This is a genomic window from Novosphingobium sp. BL-S-20 (assembly GCF_055521635.1).
Map to the genome: position 1 here is coordinate 863,361 of NZ_CM145493.1, position 19,841 is coordinate 883,201.

At 63.9% G+C, this 19,841-nt stretch carries 18 protein-coding genes; 15 read left to right on the forward strand and 3 right to left on the reverse strand.

Annotation, left to right across the window (positions count from 1 at the left end; translation table 11 throughout):
- Window positions 1–141 precede the first annotated feature (141 nt).
- The 3 genes from ACZ1II_RS03710 to ACZ1II_RS03720 form a co-directional block, all read right to left on the reverse strand.
- Window positions 142–1,002 (reverse strand): sterol desaturase family protein, encoded by an 861-nt coding sequence (locus tag ACZ1II_RS03710; protein ID WP_465144522.1) that lies wholly within the window; start codon window positions 1,000–1,002, stop codon window positions 142–144.
- A gap of 391 nt (window positions 1,003–1,393) precedes the next feature.
- A complete protein-coding gene (locus ACZ1II_RS03715) occupies window positions 1,394–2,407 on the reverse strand; it encodes an MBL fold metallo-hydrolase (RefSeq protein WP_465144453.1) in 1,014 nt (337 codons plus the stop codon).
- Between the two features lie 26 nt (window positions 2,408–2,433).
- On the reverse strand, window positions 2,434–3,510 hold the full coding sequence (locus tag ACZ1II_RS03720) for an MBL fold metallo-hydrolase (protein ID WP_465144454.1): 1,077 nt from the start codon (window positions 3,508–3,510) through the stop codon (window positions 2,434–2,436).
- A gap of 270 nt (window positions 3,511–3,780) precedes the next feature.
- Here ACZ1II_RS03720 and ACZ1II_RS03725 point away from each other — a divergent pair, with 270 nt between their 5' ends.
- From ACZ1II_RS03725 to ACZ1II_RS03795, 15 genes are all read left to right on the forward strand, one after another.
- The gene (locus ACZ1II_RS03725) at window positions 3,781–4,251 is read left to right on the forward strand and encodes a CopG family ribbon-helix-helix protein (RefSeq protein ID WP_465144523.1); all 471 of its coding nucleotides are present in this window, start codon (window positions 3,781–3,783) and stop codon (window positions 4,249–4,251) included.
- Window positions 4,252–4,386: 135 nt separating this feature from the next.
- On the forward strand, window positions 4,387–5,478 hold the full coding sequence (locus tag ACZ1II_RS03730) for a putative urea ABC transporter substrate-binding protein (protein WP_465144455.1): 1,092 nt from the start codon (window positions 4,387–4,389) through the stop codon (window positions 5,476–5,478).
- 45 nt (window positions 5,479–5,523) lie between these two features.
- On the forward strand, window positions 5,524–6,339 hold the full coding sequence (locus ACZ1II_RS03735; protein ID WP_465144524.1) for an ABC transporter permease: 816 nt from the start codon (window positions 5,524–5,526) through the stop codon (window positions 6,337–6,339).
- Window positions 6,336–7,118 (forward strand): ATP-binding cassette domain-containing protein, encoded by a 783-nt coding sequence (locus ACZ1II_RS03740; RefSeq protein WP_465144456.1) that lies wholly within the window; start codon window positions 6,336–6,338, stop codon window positions 7,116–7,118. The genes ACZ1II_RS03735 and ACZ1II_RS03740 overlap by 4 nt, the downstream gene beginning before the upstream one ends.
- 13 nt (window positions 7,119–7,131) lie before the next feature.
- Window positions 7,132–7,611 (forward strand): CopG family ribbon-helix-helix protein, encoded by a 480-nt coding sequence (locus tag ACZ1II_RS03745; protein ID WP_465144457.1) that lies wholly within the window; start codon window positions 7,132–7,134, stop codon window positions 7,609–7,611.
- Window positions 7,608–8,432, forward strand: coding sequence for an urea amidolyase associated protein UAAP1 (locus ACZ1II_RS03750; RefSeq protein ID WP_465144458.1), 825 nt, complete (start codon window positions 7,608–7,610; stop codon window positions 8,430–8,432). The genes ACZ1II_RS03745 and ACZ1II_RS03750 overlap by 4 nt, the downstream gene beginning before the upstream one ends.
- Before the next feature lie 14 nt (window positions 8,433–8,446).
- The gene (locus ACZ1II_RS03755) at window positions 8,447–9,082 is read left to right on the forward strand and encodes an urea amidolyase associated protein UAAP2 (protein WP_465144459.1); all 636 of its coding nucleotides are present in this window, start codon (window positions 8,447–8,449) and stop codon (window positions 9,080–9,082) included.
- Window positions 9,079–12,675, forward strand: a complete 3,597-nt coding sequence (uca, locus tag ACZ1II_RS03760; RefSeq protein WP_465144460.1) for an urea carboxylase — start codon at window positions 9,079–9,081, stop codon at window positions 12,673–12,675. Before ACZ1II_RS03755 ends, uca begins: the two co-directional genes overlap by 4 nt.
- Window positions 12,672–14,441, forward strand: coding sequence for an allophanate hydrolase (atzF, locus tag ACZ1II_RS03765; RefSeq protein ID WP_465144461.1), 1,770 nt, complete (start codon window positions 12,672–12,674; stop codon window positions 14,439–14,441). The genes uca and atzF overlap by 4 nt, the downstream gene beginning before the upstream one ends.
- A 28-nt stretch (window positions 14,442–14,469) precedes the next feature.
- On the forward strand, window positions 14,470–15,399 hold the full coding sequence (locus ACZ1II_RS03770; RefSeq protein WP_465144462.1) for a Vgb family protein: 930 nt from the start codon (window positions 14,470–14,472) through the stop codon (window positions 15,397–15,399).
- Window positions 15,400–15,513: 114 nt separating this feature from the next.
- On the forward strand, window positions 15,514–16,452 hold the full coding sequence (locus tag ACZ1II_RS03775) for a LysR family transcriptional regulator (RefSeq protein ID WP_465144463.1): 939 nt from the start codon (window positions 15,514–15,516) through the stop codon (window positions 16,450–16,452).
- Window positions 16,453–16,723: 271 nt separating this feature from the next.
- Window positions 16,724–17,143: a hypothetical protein gene (locus tag ACZ1II_RS03780; RefSeq protein ID WP_465144464.1), complete on the forward strand. Its 420-nt coding sequence runs from the start codon at window positions 16,724–16,726 to the stop codon at window positions 17,141–17,143.
- A 113-nt stretch (window positions 17,144–17,256) separates the two neighbouring features.
- Window positions 17,257–17,601 carry a UrcA family protein gene (locus ACZ1II_RS03785; protein ID WP_465144465.1) on the forward strand — a complete coding sequence of 115 codons (345 nt, stop codon included), beginning with the start codon at window positions 17,257–17,259 and terminating at the stop codon, window positions 17,599–17,601.
- Window positions 17,602–17,902: 301 nt separating this feature from the next.
- Window positions 17,903–18,883: a sterol desaturase family protein gene (locus ACZ1II_RS03790; protein ID WP_465144466.1), complete on the forward strand. Its 981-nt coding sequence runs from the start codon at window positions 17,903–17,905 to the stop codon at window positions 18,881–18,883.
- 50 nt (window positions 18,884–18,933) lie between these two features.
- On the forward strand, window positions 18,934–19,545 hold the full coding sequence (locus tag ACZ1II_RS03795) for a hypothetical protein (protein WP_465144467.1): 612 nt from the start codon (window positions 18,934–18,936) through the stop codon (window positions 19,543–19,545).
- The last annotated feature ends 296 nt before the right edge of the window (window positions 19,546–19,841 follow it).

Genomic DNA, 19,841 nt, shown 5'->3' on the forward strand with positions numbered 1-19,841 from the left:
TGGTCTGAGGCTCCCGCACCCGGCCTGCCTGCGCCGGACTTTCGGGAGACGTTCTTTTCTTATGACGACCGGCCATCTTCGCGGATGTTGTGCCGATGCGCCTCTCTTGTCCGACCTTGCCTGTCAGGCGATGGGGGCCTGTCAGGCGATCGGGGATCTGATGCGTTCGATCAGCGGCTTGAACGGAAAGGCGAACTGTTCGCGGATCGACAGTCGCTTGAGGTCGTCCTGACCGACCACGCTGGCCTCGCCCTCACGATAGGTGCCGAATACGCGGTCCAGCAAAATCAGCGAATTGGCGTAATTGCACCGGGTGCTCTCGTAATCGGTCGAATGGTGCAGACTGTGATGACGGATCGTCGTGAAGAACAGCGAGTAGAACTTCGGCGGGTCCGCGCGCACATTGGCGTGAGCGAATGTCGAGACTGCGCCCAGAACGTTCAATCCGCAGAATACCGCCGCGAGCGGCAGGTCGAACAGGGCCAGCACGCTCAGGCTGATCAGGAACAGTTCGATGGGATTGCCGACGTAGCCTTTCGCGGCATTGAGCTGGGTGATGTGGTGGTGCGGCGCATGCGTCAGCCAGAACGGCGTGGAATTGTGCATCAGCCGATGCATCCAGTATTGCCCGAACTCGATGATGAAGACCACCATCGCCACCTGCACGAGGAACGGCAGGTGCATCGCCCATTCGGTCGAGATGCCGAGCGAGGCCTTGAGCGCCTTCAGCGGATCTTCGGCCAGCCTGGTCGAGGCCCAGGATATCGCCGTGGTGCCTAGCACCACATAGAACAGGTCAGTGAAAAATTCCCGCCGGTTCATCCGCCAGCCCGCGTGGCGCTCGTTGACCCATTCCAGTCCGAGCACGCTGAGCGTGATCAGCGAGGTCACGATGGTCAGGGTCCACGGCGCTTCCACCAGCGATTTGGGGGAGAGGCCCCAGAATGCTGCGATGGCGACGAGATAGGCGGCCGGGATCAGATCGAAAAGCGTCTGCTTCATCGTCCTGCCGACAGGCGCGTGGCTCTTTCGGTCCCGGCCCTTGCGATCATGATACGCCAGCCCGTCATGCGAACTTTCGTTCGAGAGAACCGTATAGGAGATTGGCAGTTGTTCCATCGAAAACCCCCCTCCAGGCCGGTTGACCGGCCCGTTGTTACAGATTCTCTCTCCCGGATTTTCATCGCTCTGCCAGGCGACTTTCTACACGGTATGGATATTACATTTCGCGTCAAGAGTATTAATTTTGCGTGGCCCGGTTTTGGCTATATTGGCTTGTGAATGCTGGAATTCTGCCATTTCGGGTTATTCGCGGACCCGTGAAGCTTTCCCGTGAAGATTGTTTTTATGGCGTGTTGGGATCCGGGGAAAGGGCCGACTCGCCGCCTGCCGGTCAATCGTAGCGATAGGGATTGCGATCGATCGTCGTCATCCCGCGCGTCTGGTTGCAGAGGAAGACGGTGCCGGTGAAGTAGATGCCGGGCTCGGTGATCTTCTGTGCATGGGCATAGGCTTCGCGCAGTTGCTGGACGGTCATTTCAACCGGCGCTTCATCGGGCTGCCAGGTCATGCCGTAGGCGTAGTCCTGCCCGTCCTTGCTGATCTCTACATGGCAGCCCATCACATGCGTGACCGGGTGGGTGTCGCAGAAGTCGATCAGTCGTTTCATGCTGTCGAACCACGGTTGCCAGAAGCTTATGTAGCAGCGGCCGCGGTAGAACATGTCGCCGGTATAGAGGATCTGTGTATAGCTGTCGTAATAGGCGAATTCGGACACGACGTGGCCGGGCGAGCCCCAGATCAGGATTTCGCGCCCGCCCAGGTCCAAGGTGACGCGCTGTTCCGGGTAGTTCGTCATTCCCCAGAAGCCGACCATTTCCTCGTGCGTGAGGCCCATGCAGCGGGTGTTCGGACGGTCGACGAACTGGTTGGTGGCGGCGTAATGATCGGCATGGAGGTGGGTGAAGGCGACCAGGAGTTCCAGGCTGGCGGGATCGCGCCGGTTGCGGCGGCACCACTCGTCGATGCACTGGTCGACGACGGCGCGGTAGTCGCAGTCGCTTCGCAGTTGCACGTAGCCTTCATCCAGCAGCAGAACGCGGTCGTTGCCGAAGTAGAGCGGCGCGAAGGGGGCCTCGTAACTGTAGGCCTTGTTCTGTCGGAGGATCGCAGTATGCGGATTGTACCAGTGAACCTGTACCGGCGGATCGGTATTGTCCATGCAGGACGAAGAACCGCAGATCCACCGCTTCGGGAAGGCTCCCGGCGCGGGAAGATTGCTGCGAAAATCGATCGGTGCGGGCCGAGTGACGGCTGCGGCGGCATCGGTTGCCGCAGTGAGCGCCGCGCCGGTCAGGGGCACGGCGGCGATGGCGGCATTGTGGACAAGGAACCTGCGGCGATCCATTATGGAATTCCCGATGTTCGAATGGGTCAGAACGGGTGGGGCGCGTCGATCCTGGGCACGCCTTCGGGCCAGACCTTGGTTTTCTGGTCGGGGCTGACGCCGTTGAACAGCACGAAGTCGGGCCGGATCAGCATCATGTCTTTGCCCAGGACTGCGCGCGCGTGGACGATCGCCTCGTCGAGGATGTCGGGGGTCATTTCCAGCAGCCGCTCATAGGGTTTGTACGTGGCGAAGCGCGGATAGTACTTGCCCGGCACGAACATCATTTCGATATGCCCGCCGAGCAGCCACTTGACCGGCTTGCTGGCGGCAAAGTCCCGCAGGCGCTCCAGCGAGGCGAGGAAATCGCGGTCGTTGCCGATGTTGATCTTGCCGGGGAACAGCAAGTCGCCGGTGAAGAGCAGGTCGCAGTAGGGATCGTAGAAGCTGACGCCGTCCTTGTGGGTGCCGGGGGTCGGGATCACCTCGATCACCCGGTCGCCGAGATCGATGCGGCCCGTACCCGAAGGCCAGCTGGCGTCGAGGCCGTAGAACTGCTTCATGACCGCAAGCGGCTTCGGGACCACGGTGGTTGCTGGTCGCCCGGCGAATTGCACGAGGCCCTGGTTCTGCGCGATATCCTCGCCCGATGTCAGCGCGACGGTGAGCAGTATAGAAGTGCGCCCGCGTGCCTGGCACCAGCGCGTCACGATGGCATCGACGGTTTCGCGCAGGGGATAGTGCCGGGCATCGCCCGTGGCGCCGGTGTCGATCAGCAGCGCGCCGGCATTGCCGAACAGCAAGTAGGTAAACGGCGCTTCCCAGTGGACGCAGACGTTCTGGCGCAGGACGAACGTGTCTTCGTTGTACTGCACGACCTGTACGCGCGGATCGCGATTCTTCGCCGCAATATTTGAGCCGTATGTCCAGCGGAAGGCCAGGCTTCCGGGGGCGGGGCCATCGCAAGTGTAGTCATGGACGACCGGCTGCGTGCGGTGCAGCGGCAGCGCGCTGTCGGTGTTGCGGGTGCCGGGAAGGTTGTATCCCAGCGCGATATTGCCGTTGGGGTAATAGGGCTGCGGCTTCACCGCAGGCGTCGGACTGCATGCTGTATCTTGCGTCACGGAAGGTCCCCAAACTGCCCGCATCTCGGCAGTCAGGTTATTGATAATACGATTTGTTTCAACAGTAATAATTCTATGGACCTCATCGATGTGATTGATGAGGCGAGATTTCCGGTAAAATCCGATCTCCCCGGCGTTCGCGGCGTGCTCTGGACGGAAGCTTCGCCTCCCGGTAGGCAATGCAACGATGTACCGTACGACTATTGTGATAATGGCCAAAGGGATGGATGCCGCGTGAGCAGCGATGCCGCCAATCTGGCCCGGCTCAGCATGAGCCTGCCCGCCGACCTGTTCCGCCAGCTCGATGTGATGGTGGAGGAGCGGGGCTTGCCGTCGCGCTCGCAGCTCATCGCCGAACTGATTCGCCACGCCCTTGCCGAGCATGAGGCGCTGACCCGGCCCGAGGAGATGCTCGCGGGGACCATCACTCTCGTTTATCGCGGCGATCGCGGGCGGGTGCGGCAGCAGCTGGCGCAGAGCCAGGCGGAATACCTCAAGGAAGTGATCTCCTCGCAGCATGTCTTCCTGGAGGACGACCAGTCGCTGGAAGTGCTGCTGGTGCAGGGGCCTGCGGCCCGCCTCAAGGAACTCTGCGATGCGCTGCGGGCGATACGCGGCGTGCACCAGCTCGAACTGGTCACGACCACGGCATTGTTGCCGCCGCTCCATGACAAGGGTGGGGTGAAGCGGCCCACGCGGCGTGCGGGCAAAGTGCAGGCGGCTGGCGAAGAGATCGCCTGAAGTACGTTGTAGCGGGTCAAGGCCTGTTCGATAGCCTTGTTATGTGCAGTATTACAGAATCTTCTCGTCGTAATATTTTGTGATGGACAACGTCCTCGATTGCGGCAATGCTGCACTGCGAAAGGGGACCGAGTCATGATCGTATCGATCCGCAGCATTGCCAGGGCCACGCTGATGGCGGCAGTGATACCTGGGCTGCTCGCCACCACCGCCTGCTCTCAGGGGCCGAGCGAAGCGCCCAAGCGCACCGAATTCAATATCGGATGGTCGATCTATGCGGGCTGGATGCCCTGGCCCTATGCCCAGCAGGCCGGTATCGTGAAGAAGTGGGCCGACAAGTACGGCCTCAAGATCAATGTGGTCCAGGTCAACGACTACGTCGAATCGGTCAACCAGTTCACTGCGGGCAAGCTGGACGGCGTGACCGTCGCCAACATGGACGCGCTGACGATCCCCGCCGCGGGCGGCAAGGACACCAGCGCGATCATCGTCGGCGACTACTCCAACGGCAACGACGGCATCCTGATGAAGGGTGCTGGCGATCTGAAGGCGATCAAGGGGCAGTCGGTCAACCTCGTCGAGCTTTCGGTGTCGCACTACCTGCTCGCGCGCGGTCTCAATTCGGTGGGTCTCCAGCTCAAGGACGTGAAGACGGTCAATACCGGAGACGCGGACATCGTCGGCGCCTTCGCCAGCCCCGACGTCAAGGTCGCGGTCGCGTGGAACCCGCAGCTCACGGCCATGAAGGCGCAGCCGGGCGCGAAGCTCGTGTTCAGCTCGGCCGATATTCCCGGCGAGATTCTCGACTTGCTTTGCGTCGATACGGCGACGCTCAAGGCCAATCCGAACCTCGGCAAGGCGCTGGCGGGGATCTGGTACGAGACGACCGCGCTGATGGTGCGTCAGGATGCCGAGGGCAAGGCGGCGCGTGCGGCGATGGCGAAGCTCGCGGGCTCCACGCCAGAGGCGTTCGACAGCCAGCTCAGCACGACGTATCTCTATTCCGATCCGAAGGCGGCGGTCGCGGCGGCCGATGCGCCTGCGCTGCTGACGACGATGACGCGGGTGCGCGATTTCAGCTTCTCGAAGGGCCTGTTCAAGGGCGCGACGTCTGCCGATGCGGTGGGCATGGCCTTCCCCGGCGGCAAGACGCTCGGCGACGCCCAGCATGTGACGCTGCGCTTCGACGACAGCTTCATGAAGATGGCGGCAGACGGCAAGCTCTAGCTCGGGTCCGATCGGGCACGAAACCTTTCAAGTGAGGCCATGACAATGCGTTGGGTGAATCGTCAGGTCGGGCGAGGGGGGCGGGTGCTCCTCGGTGCAGTGCCGATCCTGCTCTTGGTGCTGGTCTATATCGTCATGGCGGCGAACCGCCATGCGGTGAACCCGGCGGACAAGATTCTGCCGCTTCCCGGCGCCATGGCCGAAAGCATGTCGGCGCTGCTCTTCGTGCCGGACCAGCTGACCGGGCAACTGGTGTTCTGGGCCGACACTCTGGCCAGCCTCCAGCGCCTCGGTATCGGCCTCGGCATCTCGACGCTGATGGCGCTCATGGTGGGGCTGGCACTGGGCGTGCTGCCGCCGGTGCGCGCCACGCTCGGTCCGCTGGTGACGGGCATTGCCGTGATTCCGCCGATCGCGTTGCTGCCGATCCTGTTCATTGCCTTGGGCCTTGGCGAGACCGCTAAGGTGGCGCTGATCGTGATCGGTATCGCGCCGGTCATGATCCGCGACATTGCCGCGCATGTCGGCGCGCTCCCTCGCGAACAGACCATCAAGGCGCTGACGCTTGGTGCGAACAGCTGGCAGGTGATGATCCGCGTCGCTTTGCCGCAGGCCATGCCGCGCCTGCTATACGCGATGCGTCTGGCGCTCGGCCCCGCCTGGGTCTTCCTGATCTCCGCCGAAGCGATCGCCTCGGACGTGGGCCTCGGCTACCGCATCTTTCTTGTGCGCCGCTATCTCTCGATGGACGTGATCCTGCCCTATGTCGCCTGGATCGCGCTGCTGGCGATCCTGATGGATCTGGCGCTCACTTTCCTCAGCCGACGTCTGTTTCCCTGGGCCCATGGAGAAAGCCATTGAGCACTTTGCTGAGCTTTCGCGATGTCTGGGTCGAATATGGCGACCGGATCATCATCGAGAAGCTGAACCTCGATATCGAGGAAGGCGCCTTTGTTTCCATCGTCGGCCCCTCGGGCGCGGGCAAGAGCAGCTTCCTGCGCCTGATCCTGGGGCAGGAGGGGCCGAGCCAGGGCACGATCCTGATGGACGACGTGCCGCTGAGGCCCGAATGCGGCCCCGACCGGGGCGTGGTTTTCCAGCGCTATTCGGTGTTCCCGCACCTTACCGCACTGCGCAACACGATCCTTGGGCTGGAGTGCGAGAAGGCGCCGGTGCTCGGCCGCCTGTTCGGCAGCGCCCGCCGCGCCGCCGAGGAAGAGGCGATCGAGATGCTGACGGCGGTGGGGCTCGGGCACAGCCTTGATCTCTATCCCGCGCAGATGTCGGGCGGTATGCAGCAGCGTCTGGCGATCGCGCAGGCGCTGGTGAAGCGGCCGCGCATCCTCCTGCTGGACGAGCCGTTCGGCGCGCTCGACCCCGGTATCCGTGCCGACATGCACAAGCTGATCCGCAGCCTCTGGCGCGAACGGGCGCTGACCATCGTCATGGTGACGCACGATATCCGCGAGGCTTTCACGCTCGGCACCCGCGTCCTCGCGCTCGACAAGCGCCGTCACGATCCCCACGCGCCGCACCGTTTCGGCGCCACGGTGGTCTACGACCTGCCGATGCGCGAGCGTCCCGAAGAGGAAATCGACCAGGCTGATATTATTACGATTGACGTAAATAGTAATAACTGAAAAGAGAGTGGGCATGGGTTCCGAAACCACAGGCCTGGCGCGGCTCAGCATGAGTCTCCCGGCAGATCTCTTCAGACAGCTCGACCTGATGGTGGCGGAACGCGGCCTGCCTTCCCGCTCCCAGCTCATCGCTGAACTGATCCGCCATGCACTGACGGAACACGGCTCGCTCATGCATCCGGAGGAGATGTTCGCCGGAACGATTACCCTGGTCTACCGCAGCGAGCGCGGGCGGGTGCGCCACCAGCTCTCGCAGACGCAGGCCGGTTATCTGAAGGAAGTGATCTCCTCGCAGCATGTCGTGCTGGAGGATGACCAGTCCCTCGAAGTTCTTCTCGTGCAGGGTCCCGCAGCAAGACTGAAGGAACTCTGCGACGCCATTCGCCGGGTACGCGGGGTGCAGCAGTTGGAGCTGGTCACCACGACGTCCCTCCTGCCGCCGCTCTACGACACGAGCGGTGATGACATTCGAAGCATCGGAGCGCATTCATGACCCAGACCCTGGCCGATCCGCTTGCCGCGCGCGACCATGCACGGGCGCAGGGCGGCACCGTCGTCGAGAGCATGCCGGTGCTGCCCCCGGTGGCGGACGACCTGCCCGCCGGTGTCGATACCGCCGACCTCGTGTGGGAGGAAACCATCGCGGCAGGCGGCTATGCCACGCGGCGCCTGTCGCGCGGATCGCGCCTGCGCCTGATCGACCTTCATGGCGATGCCTGTGCCTCGCTGCTGGTCTTCAATGCCGAGATGCCGACCGAGCGGCTCAATGTGGCCGATACGGTCAAGATTCAGTGGAACGCCTATCTCGGTGCCGGGAAGCTGCTCCTGTCCGACATGGGCCGGGTGCTGTTCAGCATTCTCGAAGACGATGCGGGCACGCACGACACCTTCTGCGGCACCTCGAACCCCGCCACCAACGCCGCGAAGTACGGCGAGGGCCGCAACAGTGGCGCCTATCCCAGCGGGCGTGACAGGTTCCTGCTCGGCGCCGCAAAACACGGCCTTGGCCGCCGCGATGTCCACCCTTGCGTGAACTTGTTCAAGGGCGCGAAGATCGAGGCCGACGGCACGATCACGCCCGAAGTCGGCCCCTTCGCGCCGGGTCGCAGCGTGATCCTGCGCGCGGAGATGGACGTGATCGTGGTGATCGCCAATGTCCCCCACGTCCTCGACCCGCGCGCCGAATGGAGCGTGACGCCGCTGCGCGCGACGGCATGGCGGGGGCCGGTGACGGCGGAGGACGACGCTGTCCGCAATGCGACGCCCGAGGGCCTGCGCGCCTTCACCAATGTCGAAGACTATTTCCGCCGCTGAAAGGACACGCGATCATGAGCACCGATCCTCACATGTCCGGCCTCACCGGCACCCTGGTTCACGATGTCGTCGTTCCCGCCCGCGCGCCCTGGCTGCACCACGTCAAGGCCGGGCAGACACTGCGGATCGTCGATCTCGAAGGCAATCAGGCCGTAGACTTCCTTCTCTACTCCGCCGCCGACGATGCCGAGCGCTACAGCGCGCAGGACACCGTCTCGGCGCAGGGCAATCTGTTCCTGCGCGCGGGCACCAAGCTGCTTTCCAACGAAGGCAATGTGCTGATGACGATCGCCGCCACCTCGGTCGATTACCATGACACCATCGGCGGTGCCTGTTCCTGCGAGTCAAACACCTTGCGCTACGGCCACCACACCAAGGCCGAGCATGCCTGCGTCGAGAACTTCCTGGAGGCCAACCTCCTCGAAGGGCGCGGCAAGCGGGACATCGTCTCCAACATCAACTTCTTCATGAACGTACCGGTCGAGCCGGACGGGTCGCTGGGCATCGTCGACGGAATATCCGCGCCGGGCCTGACTGTGGACCTGCGGGCGGAAATGGACGTCGTCGTCGTCGTCTCCAACTGCCCGCAGGTCAACAACCCCTGCAACGGCTTCAACCCCACCCCCGTTCGCATGATCGTCACCGCATGAGCTTCGACACGGTTCTTATCGCCAACCGAGGCGCGATCGCCACCCGCATCATCCGCACCTTGCGCCGCATGGGCCTGAAATCCGTGGCGGTCTATTCCGAGGCGGACGAAGGCTCCAACCACGTATCGGAAGCGGACGAGGCCGTGCTGATCGGCCCGGCCAAGGCGTCCGAGAGCTACCTTAACATCGCGGCAATCCTGGATGCGGCAAAGAAGACCGGCGCCGGGGCGATCCATCCCGGCTACGGCTTTCTGGCCGAAAATGTCGAGTTCGCGGAAGCCTGCGCGGCAGCCGGAATCGTCTTCATCGGCCCGACGCCCGACAATATCCGCACGTTCGGCCTCAAGCACAGCGCCCGCGCACTCGCTGCCGATCATGGCGTGCCGCTGGCGCCGGGAACCGGCCTGCTGACCGACGAGGAAGAGGCAGTAACCGCCGCTGCCGGGATCGAATATCCGGTGATCCTCAAGGCGACCGCAGGTGGCGGCGGCATCGGCATGAAGGTCTGCGAGAACGAGGCGGACCTGCGCGAAGGTTTCGCCACCGTCGCGCGGCTTGGCCTCAGCAATTTCGGTGATGCCAGCGTCTTTCTCGAACGCTATGTGCGCCGCGCGCGCCATATCGAGGTGCAGCTGTTCGGAGACGGCGAGGGCCGCGTCATGGCGCTTGGCGAGCGTGATTGCTCGCTCCAGCGCCGCAACCAGAAAGTGGTGGAGGAAGCCCCGGCGCCGCTGCTGCCGCAGCATGTCCGCGCGGAACTGATCGCCTCGGCCGTGCGCCTGGGCGAGGCGGCGCGCTACCGCTCGGCAGGCACGGTGGAATATCTCTACGACGCCGACCGCGAGGAATTCTTCTTCCTGGAGATGAACACCCGCCTCCAGGTGGAGCACGGCGTGACCGAAGAGGTCATGGGCATCGACCTTGTCGAATGGATGGTGCGCGGCGGGGCGGGCGACTTCGCCTTCCTCGACGGCCCGGCCCCGACGCCCAAGGGCCATTCGGTGCAGATGCGCCTCTATGCCGAGGACCCCTCGCTCGATTATCGCCCGACTTCGGGCCAGCTGACTTGCGTCGAATTCCCCGAGGATATCCGCGTCGAAACCTGGTGCTCCTCGGGCAGCACGGTCAGCGCCTGGTACGATCCGATGCTGGCCAAGCTGATCGTCCATGCTCCGACCCGCGAGGAAGCCGTGGCCGCGGCACAGGCGGCGATCGACCGCAGCCGGATCGACGGTATCGAGACCAATGTGCGCTGGCTGTGCGATGTCGTCCGCTCGCCAGCCTTTACCAGCGGCGAAGTCTCGACCCGCGTGCTCGATGCCATCGCCTATCACCCCCGCGCGGTCCGCGTGGTCAGCGGCGGCACCGCGACGACGGTGCAGGACTGGCCGGGCCGCCAGAAGCTCTGGGGCGTCGGCGTGCCGCCCTCGGGGCCGATGGACGACCAGTCCTTCCGCCTCGGCAACCGCCTGCTGGGTAATCCCGAAGGCACCGAGGGCCTTGAGGTCACCGTCACCGGGCCGACGCTTGCCTTCGTATCGGCCGCGCGCGTCTGCCTGATGGGCGCCGATTTTGGCGCGACCCTGGACGGGGTGCCGGTCTCGCGCGGCGTGCCGATCGATATCGCGGCGGGCCAGACGCTCGCGCTCGGCCGCGCTTCGACCGGCGGGCTTCGCGGCTATATCCTCTTCGCGGGCGGGCTGGACATCGCGGCTTATCTGGGCAGCCGCAGCACGTTCGAACTCGGGCAGTTCGGCGGCCATGCCGCGCGGCGCCTGCTGGCGGGCGATACGCTGCATCTCGCCGGAGCGGCCACGGATGCGGCACTGCCCGCCGTGGACCTGCCGGAGATCGGCACCGACTGGACCCTGCGCGTCCTCTACGGCCCGCACGGCGCCCCGGACTTCTTCACCGGAGAGGATGTCGAGACGTTCCTCGGCGCCGAATGGAAGGTCCACTACAACTCCAACCGCACCGGCGTGCGCCTGATCGGCCCCAAGCCGCGCTGGGCGCGCAGCGACGGCGGCGAGGCGGGCTTGCACCCCTCTAACATCCACGACAATCCCTATGCCATCGGCGCGGTGGACTTCACCGGCGACATGCCGATCATTCTCGGACCGGATGGCCCGTCGCTGGGCGGCTTCGTCTGTCCCTTCGTGGTGATCGCGGCCGACCGCTGGAAGATCGGGCAACTGACGCCGGGCGACCGCCTGCGCTTCGCGCCCGTCACCATCAAGGATGCCATCGCCGCGGAAACCGCGCAGCGCGACCTGGTGGCGACTGGAGCGCCGTCGGCATCGTCGCCTGTGCGTGCCGTCGCGGATCTTTCGCCCATTCTCGGAGAGATTCCCGAGGCACCGGGCCGTCCGCGCACGGTCTATCGCCAGCAGGGCGACCGCAACATCCTGGTCGAATACGGCCCGATCGTGCTCGATATCGAGCTGCGCATCCGCGTCCATGCCCTGATGACGGAACTGGAGCGGCTCGATCTGCCGGGCGTGACCGACGTGGTCCCCGGCATCCGCTCGCTCCAGCTCCATTTCGACGGCGCGGCGCTGACCCAGCAGGCGGCCCTCGCGGCGCTGATGGAGGCGGAGGAGCGCCTCGGCGATCTTGAGGACTTCGCGATCCCCTCGCGCATCGTCCACCTGCCGCTGAGCTGGCGCGATCCCGCCACGATCGAGACGATCGAGAAATACATGGCCACCGTGCGTGACGATGCGCCTTGGTGCCCGGACAATATCGAGTTCATCCGCCGCATCAACGGCATGCGCGATCAGGCTGCGGTGGAGAACCTGATCTTCGAGGCCAACTACCTCGTGATGGGCCTGGGCGATGTCTATCTCGGCGCGCCCGTGGCCACGCCGGTCGATCCGCGCCACCGGCTTGTCACCACCAAGTACAACCCGGCCCGCACCTGGACCCCGCCCAATGTCGTGGGCATCGGCGGCGCCTATATGTGCATCTACGGGATGGAGGGGCCGGGCGGCTACCAGCTGTTCGGGCGCACGCTTCAGGTCTGGAACACCTATCGCCAGACCGATGCCTTCACCGAAGGCAAGCCCTGGCTGCTGCGCTTCTTCGACCAGATTCGCTTCTACCCCGTTACGCCCGAGGAACTGGCCGACTGGCGCCGTGAATTCCCGACCGGCCGCCGCTCGATCCGCATCGAGCCTTCCGAGTTCCGTCTGGCCGACTACCGCGCTTTCCTGGCCGAAAACGCTGAGGGCATCGCGGCCTTCGAGGAAACCCGCAAGGCCGCCTTCGATGCCGAGCGCGAGGAATGGCAGCGGCTGGGCGAGTTCGACCATGTCGCGAAGCTGGAAGAGGCCGACGCGCCGGTAGAGGCGGCGATCGTCCTGCCAGAAGGTTCGGACCTGGTGGAAGCACCCTATGGCGGCAGCGTTGCCAGGCTGCTGGTCGCGCCGGGCGATCATATCGAAGCAGGCGACAAGATCGCCGTCATCGAGGCGATGAAGATGGAATGTCCAGTCGAAAGCCCCGGCAGCGGGACGGTGGAAGCGCTCTATATGCGCGAAGGGCAGTCCTTGCAGCCCGGCGCGCCGATGCTGGCCTTGCGGAGGCAAGCATGACCGAACTGAACCGCCAGAGCGCCAGCCGCATCGCCGCTGCCGTCAGGACAGGCGAGACCACAGCCGTGGCCGTGGCCGAGGATGCCTTCGCCCGCATCGAAGCCTACGATGCCGTCCAGCCGCAGATCTGGATCAGCCGGGCCTCTCGCGAGGATCTGCTGGCTGCCGCTAGCGCCGTGGATGCGCGGGTTGCCGCAGGCGAGGACTTGCCGCTGGCAGGCGTGCCTTTCGCGGTGAAGGACAATATCGACGTCGCCGGTTTCGAGACGACGGCGGCCTGCCCGGCCTTCGCCTATGAACCCGAAAGCGACGCAGGCGTGATTGAGCGCCTGCTGGCGGCGGGCGCGGTCTGCGTGGGCAAGACCAACCTCGACCAGTTCGCCACCGGGCTCAACGGCTCGCGCAGTCCTTACGGCATTCCGCGCAACGCCTCGAACCTCGCCTATGTCAGCGGCGGGTCGAGTTCGGGATCGTCGATTGCGGTGGCGGCGGGGCTGGTGCCTTTCGCGCTCGGCACCGACACGGCGGGATCGGGCCGCGTGCCTGCCGCCTTCAACCACCTGATCGGCTTCAAGCCGACCAAGGGCCGCTGGTCCACGCGGGGCCTCGTCCCGGCCTGTCGCACCATCGACTGCATCACCGTTTTCACCGACGATACCGCCGATGCCCGGCTGGTCGATGCGGTGGTGGCCGGGTTCGACATGGCCGATCCTTACTCCAAGGCTCTGGCCGACAGCCCCCTCGCGGTGAAGCGCATCGGCGTACCGCGCCGCGAGCAGCGCGTGTTCTTTGGCGATGTCGAGTCCGAATATCTCTACGACAGGGCGCTGGAAACGCTGGCGGGGCTTGGCGAGATCGTCGAGATCGACCTCGCGCCGCTGCTCGAAGCCGCGCAACTGCTCTACGGCGGCCCCTGGGTGGCCGAGCGCACCGCCGCGATGGAAGGCATCCTTGCCAGCAACCCGCTCGCCGTCGATCCGACCGTGCGTGCGGTGGTCGAGCCGGGCAAGGACATGAGTGCGGTGGAGCTGTTCAATGGCATCTACCGCATGGCCGATCTCAAGCGCCACGCCGACCTGCTGTGGGGCGAGATCGACATGCTCGCCTTCCCCACGACGGGGGCGACCTACCGCGTGGCCGAGATGCTCGCCGCGCCGGTGGCGCTCAACAGCAATCTCGGACTCTACACCAATTTCGTGAACCTGCTGGATATGGCCGCGCTCGCGGTCCCGGCGGGCATTCGCGCCAATGCCACGGGCTTCGGGATCACCCTGATCGGCCCCGCCGACACCGACCGCGCCCTACTGGACGCGGCGGACGCCTACCTTGCGGCCGCGGATCTTCCCGCGCCGCCGCCACTCGATCTGGAGGGAAAGATGCAGACTGTAAAACTCGCCGTCGTCGGTGCCCACCTCAAGGACATGCCGCTCCACTGGCAGCTGACCAGCCGCGAGGCCGAGTTCGTCGGCGCTTTCGAGACGGCCAGCAGCTACAGGCTCTACGCCATCGCCGATAGCGTACCGCCCAAGCCCGCGCTGGTGCATGACGAAGACGGTGCGGCGATCAAGGTGGAAGTCTACGAACTGGGTGTCGCCGAATTCGGCAGCTTCACCGTGGACGTTCCCGCCCCGCTCGCCATCGGCAATGTGACGCTGGCCGACGGCACCACCGTCAAGGGATTCGTCTCCGAACCGCGTGCCTTGAACGGCGCGGAGGACATCACGCACCTCGGCGGCTGGCGCGCCTATATCGCCAGCAAGGGCTGATCCGCAGACATCATCAAGGGGGAAATCCATGCGCAAGTTCGTCACGATGCTGCTGGCCGCCAGTGCCACCCTGCCTTCGCTTGCTCAGGCAGAGCAGGTGATTCAGGTGCCGGGCTTCGCGGATTTCCTCGCGGTGGACGGCAAGACCGTCTGGGTGACGAACAAGGGCCGGGTCGAGCAGTGGTCCCGCAAGGGCAAGCGCGCCGAAGTGGCGATGGCGCATCCTTGCGGGGCGATGGCGATCGCCTCCGGCTCGCTGTGGGTGGCCGATTGCGATGAGAAGGCGGTCAAGCGGATCGATGTGAAGACCGCAAAGCTGGTTGCTACGATCCCCACCGGCATCGCCTCCAGCGGCGAACTCAACGTAGTGGCGGGCGACGGCGCGATCTGGGTCGCCAGCGACAACGGCGCCGAGGGGCGCGGGGGCCTCGTCGCCCGCATCGATCCGGCGACGAACAAGGTCGTGGCCTCGGTCCCGGTCGATCCGGGGACATGGTATCTGACCTACGGCTTCGGCGCGGTCTGGGCGGTGAGCGCGGCGAAGCAGTCGCTCCAGCGCATCGACACCGCCACAAACGCCGTCACCGCGACGATCCCGCTCGGCAAGGAGCCGGGCTTCCTCGTCGCGGGCGAGGGCGGTGTCTGGGTGCAGGAGCAGGGCGATGGCACCGTCGCCCGCATCGATCCCGCCACCAATGCGCTCGCCGGGCGGATCAAGGTGGGCGACAACCTCAAGTGGGGCGATATCGATACCGGCGCGGGCAAAGTCTGGCTGCGCACCACCGACGATCAGGTCTTCGCGGTGATCGACCCCGCCACGATGACGGTCACGGCGCGCAAGGGCAAGGCCGCGGGCAGCGGCGCCTTGCGCTGGACTCGCAAGGGCGTCTGGACCTCGGCCCATGACGAGCACACGCTCTCGTGGTGGAGCCGCTCGGAACTGAAATCGGGGCGCTAGAGCCGGGCCTGCACATGGCGCTCGCGCTTCATCGCCGGTCTGTTCTATCAGCCTGATCCGATGCCGTGCTATCGGCAGAGAGAGGGCGCCAATGATAAAGGTACGGAACGAGGCATGAGCGAACGCACGCCGCTGACAGACAGGAAGTTCGCCAGCCGGGTGGACTGGAACCTGATGCGCACGTTCGTCGATATCGTGCGGGCAGGGGGCATCGGCGCGGCGGCGCGGCAGCTCAACAAGCAGCAGCCTAGTGTCAGCGCCGCGCTCAAGCGGCTGGAAGATCACGTCGGTGCCACCCTGCTCCACCGCACCGCGGCCGGCGTGGAGATGACGGCAGCGGGCAAGGCGATGATGGCGCTTTGCGAGGACATGCTCGAATCCGCGCGGATGATGCCGCACCAGATCGCCCAGGCGACCAAGCGCGTCGAAGGCGTGGTGCGCATCCAGATCGTTTCGGCCATCGTTTCCGAGGAATTCGACGAGGCGATCGCCAGCTTTCACCGGCGCAATCCCGATATCCAGATCGAGATCCGGGTCTCCTCCTGGCGCCAGGTGCTCGATGCGCTGGAGTCGGGCGAAGTGGAAGTCGGTATCGGCTATGATAACAGCGTGCGTGGCAATCTCGTCTACGAGCCGCTGTTCGTCGAGCGCCAGCAACTCTATTGCAGCCGCAGCCACCCGCTGTTCGGCTATCGCATCACTCAGCCGCAGGAACTCAAGAGCGAGGCCTTCGTGCTCATGGGCGAGGGCGAAATCGAGATCATCACCCACTTGCGCCGCCGCTACCGGCTGGGAACGCGGGTGGCGGCGCTGGCTGATGACATGAACGAGGTTCGCCGCCTGATCCTCTGCGGTGTGGGCATCGGCTTCCTGCCAACTTCGGTGGTTCAGGCGGACGTGGAGCGGGGCTTGCTCTGGCCGCTGCTCCATGGGGATTTCGAGCCGGGCTACGACATCTTCCTGCTGGCCCGCGCCGAGCCGGAACGGGATACCGCCACGCAGCTTTTCGTGGATGAAGTGTTCCGCCGCATTCGGGCGCATCCGAGGGTGTAGTCTGGGCGAGGCATAAATCGGGTCTATGCCTTCCATCGCGAATTCGCCCCTGTCCCGATGAGGCCCTTCGCTTCAGTCTTGCCGTGATCGAGGCAAGGCGAAGGCGGCAGGTTATCCTCAGAACCAATCTTCCTGACAAGCGGACGAGTCTGACCGGCGGTATTCAGGTATTCGCCATTATGCTCCTTACGTTCCTGCGCGAAGGTATCGAGGTACGGGCAGGTGCCGTTTGCGGAGCGCGCGATGGCGCGTCCAACCGGCGGAGTGGCCGATGAGCTTCGGCCCGTCGTCACGGATCGCGACTTCATCTCTTTTGCGGCGTCTCGCGTTTTGCGGGGCGGTTTCGATTGCCGCGCTGGCGCAGCCGGTCCTGGCGGAGCCGCATCACAAGGCAAGGCTGGTGTCGTGCGGCGATGGCGATTGCTTGATGCTGGCTGGCACGCGCGACAGCGCCGAGACTCCGGTCCGCGTCAATGGGCACCTTGTCCATGCGGAAGGAAACGGGCGGGGCTGGAAAGTGCTTCTGCCGGTACAGAGCGTGCGCGATTGGTCCTTGCCCGGAGCGCGCAGTATCGCCGTTTCCACACAGAGTGCGGACTCAAAGGATAGCGTTGTAAATCAAGTTGATCTGCCGGTAGGCATGTTGGGGAGTATTACTGAACTGGCATATCTGGTAATACCGCGGCGATAATCGGCTGCAAAGGGCGCCAAAACTGCCCGATATATTGCAGTATCTTCCCAAAAGCGCTATGGCGACATCAGTCACCGTAGACGTGGCCTCGTATCTGCGCTTTGGAGAAGATGATGAAGATTGGCATTCTGGCGCTGGCATCGCTGGCCATCGCGACCGGTGCATCGGCTGAGGCCGGAACCGCAACCGGCGAAAATCCTTTCGCTCGCGATCAGGCCGTCCTCGATCTGAAGGGGCTGGACCTTGCCACGGCCGATGGACAGCAGCGCCTTGCCATCCGCATGGACAATGCTGCTCGCTCGGTCTGCGGTGAAAAGATGGCAAATGTGCACCTCGCCCTCGAACGCAAGGCGCAGGATTGCCGTGCTGCAGTTCTGGCCGATATCCGTGATCGCATCGAGAACCGCCGCGCCGATGCTTCAGCGGCATCGACGGCAAAGCTCGCACTCGCGCGCTGACGGCAGGTCCGAACGGGCCAGAGATTGATCCGGCTGAAAGCCTCCTTGCCATGCGCAAGGGGGCTTTTCTGTTTCTGCGCAACGACAGTCGTTTCGGCTGCAGTCGTTCCGGCATAGACCGAAACTATGTTCTGCATATGGCTTTGCCATCTGGCGTGATGTCGCCGCTTTCAGGATGTTCGACTCAAGCTCAGGGCGAAGAGCGACGCATGCTCACGCCCGTTCGATGAGCCGCAGCGGGTGATCGCTCTTGCCGGGCCAGATCGCTCGATTGGGTGGAAAATACGACGAGGGCAGGCATATGGAAGGGGTTCGCGTAGGAAAACGGATCATCGGCGGGCAGTCGCCGGTCATCGTGGGGTGGGAGAACATCCCCAAGGTGGAAGGCGGCCCGGTGAAGCAGTTCGTCTTCACCTGGTTCCAGCCGACGATCCTGTTCGCGCTGATCGCCTTCTGGTACTATGCCCCGAACTCGATTGCCAAGGCATCGACCGCCATCGGCATCGGCATCGGTTTCAAGGTGTTGTTGCTGGCTATGGAATGGGCCTTCCCGCGCCACGAAAGCTGGCGCCTGACCTGGAAGGAACTGACCACCGACCTGTTCTACGTCGGTCTCGGCTATACCGTGTTGCGCCTGGTGGATGACTTTATCGGCGACGGGGTGATGATCGAAAGCATCCTGCACCAGTTCGACTGGGACAAGTTCAACTGGTTCCTCGGCCTGCCGCTGCTGCTCCAGGCTTTCCTGATCGCCTTCATCTTCGACTTCGGGCAATATTGGATGCACCGGGGCATGCACAACTGGTATCCGCTCTGGCTGACGCATTCGGTGCACCATTACATTACCCAGCTGAACATCAACAAAGGCGCGGTGGGCAATCCGGTGGAACTGTTCCTGATCGGCCTCGGTATTGGCGGGTTCTTCGATTTCCTGCCGCGCGCCGCTCTGCTGGCGGGTGCCTTCGGCATGGCGATCGGGACGTATCAGCACATCAACGTCCGCTTCAATTCCCCCCGCTGGTGGCGCTATCTGTTCAACACGACCGAGCATCACAGCCTGCATCATTCGCAGGATTTCGAGGCGAGCCGCAGCAATTATTCCAACACCTTCATCTTCATCGACCGCATGTTCGGCACTTGCGTGGACGGCGAGGCGGAACTGCTCGGGATGGAAGGCGGTCGCCGCATGTCGATCCGCGAGCAGATGACCTTCCCCTTCACCGAAGGCTGGAAGACCATGAAGGAGCGGTTCGGCCGTACTACCGCCGTTCCCGCCGAGTGACGCTCAAAAGCTACGCCGGAATCGCAGCATCCTTCCAGAGAAACGATCTCATGAACTCACGTTTCATCAATTGGATCTGGCACGTCAGGGGCAGCCTGGCGCTTGCCCCGGAGCAGTCCAGCGAGGATGCCTTCGATAGGCTTGCGCCGCTGTTCCGGCAGACTGGAACGAGCCACAAGCGAACGCAGGACAGCCTGACCTTCCGCAAGATTGACCCTGCCGCGCAAGACAAGATGTCGGTGTTCGACGGTGGCATCCTGAAGATCGAGAGAGAAGCGGGCGGAGCTGTCCTGCATTACAACCTGACGAGCCGGGCCCTGTTGTTCTGTTTTCTGGCGCCCCTGCTGTTCCTGGCCTTCGCTCAGCTTACCATTCTCAAGGGCAAATTTGACAAGCCTCCTGCTGAGCCCGCGAGCAAATCCGAAGCGCTGAAAAAGGCCGAAAAGGAAAGCGCGAAGCTCATCCAGAACCCGATAGACAAGGCTTTGGGTGCACCGGCCCCTGAAAAGCCGAAAAAAGACGAGAAGCGCAGTGCCGAGAGGAAAGCCTCGCCAAAGGCAGCTTACATATTCGCCGGAATCTTTGCTGCGCTCTATCTGATTGGTCGTATCCTGGAAGGCAGGTTGGTCGGCACGTTGTTCAGAAAAAGGCTTTCCGAATAGGATAGCTCCTTTCGGTATCGACTGGACCGACCCCATGCACTCGCAAGAGAATGCGAGTGCATGGGGTCGGTGTGTTTTTGTGAATGCCATGGTTTCGCTCGGCACCGAGGTCACGAAGCATCGCATCCGCGGTTTTAGCCTCGCAGGACTTTTCCCGACTCAAGAGCGTGTTCGTGGGCGGGACGATAAACTTTCAGTTTCAATCGCACGTTCACGAAAAATCCGCATGTTGAAACTAGATTGCAAATAGTGGAGTATGCCCTCCTTGGTACATCGGTTTGGGCTGAACAGACGCC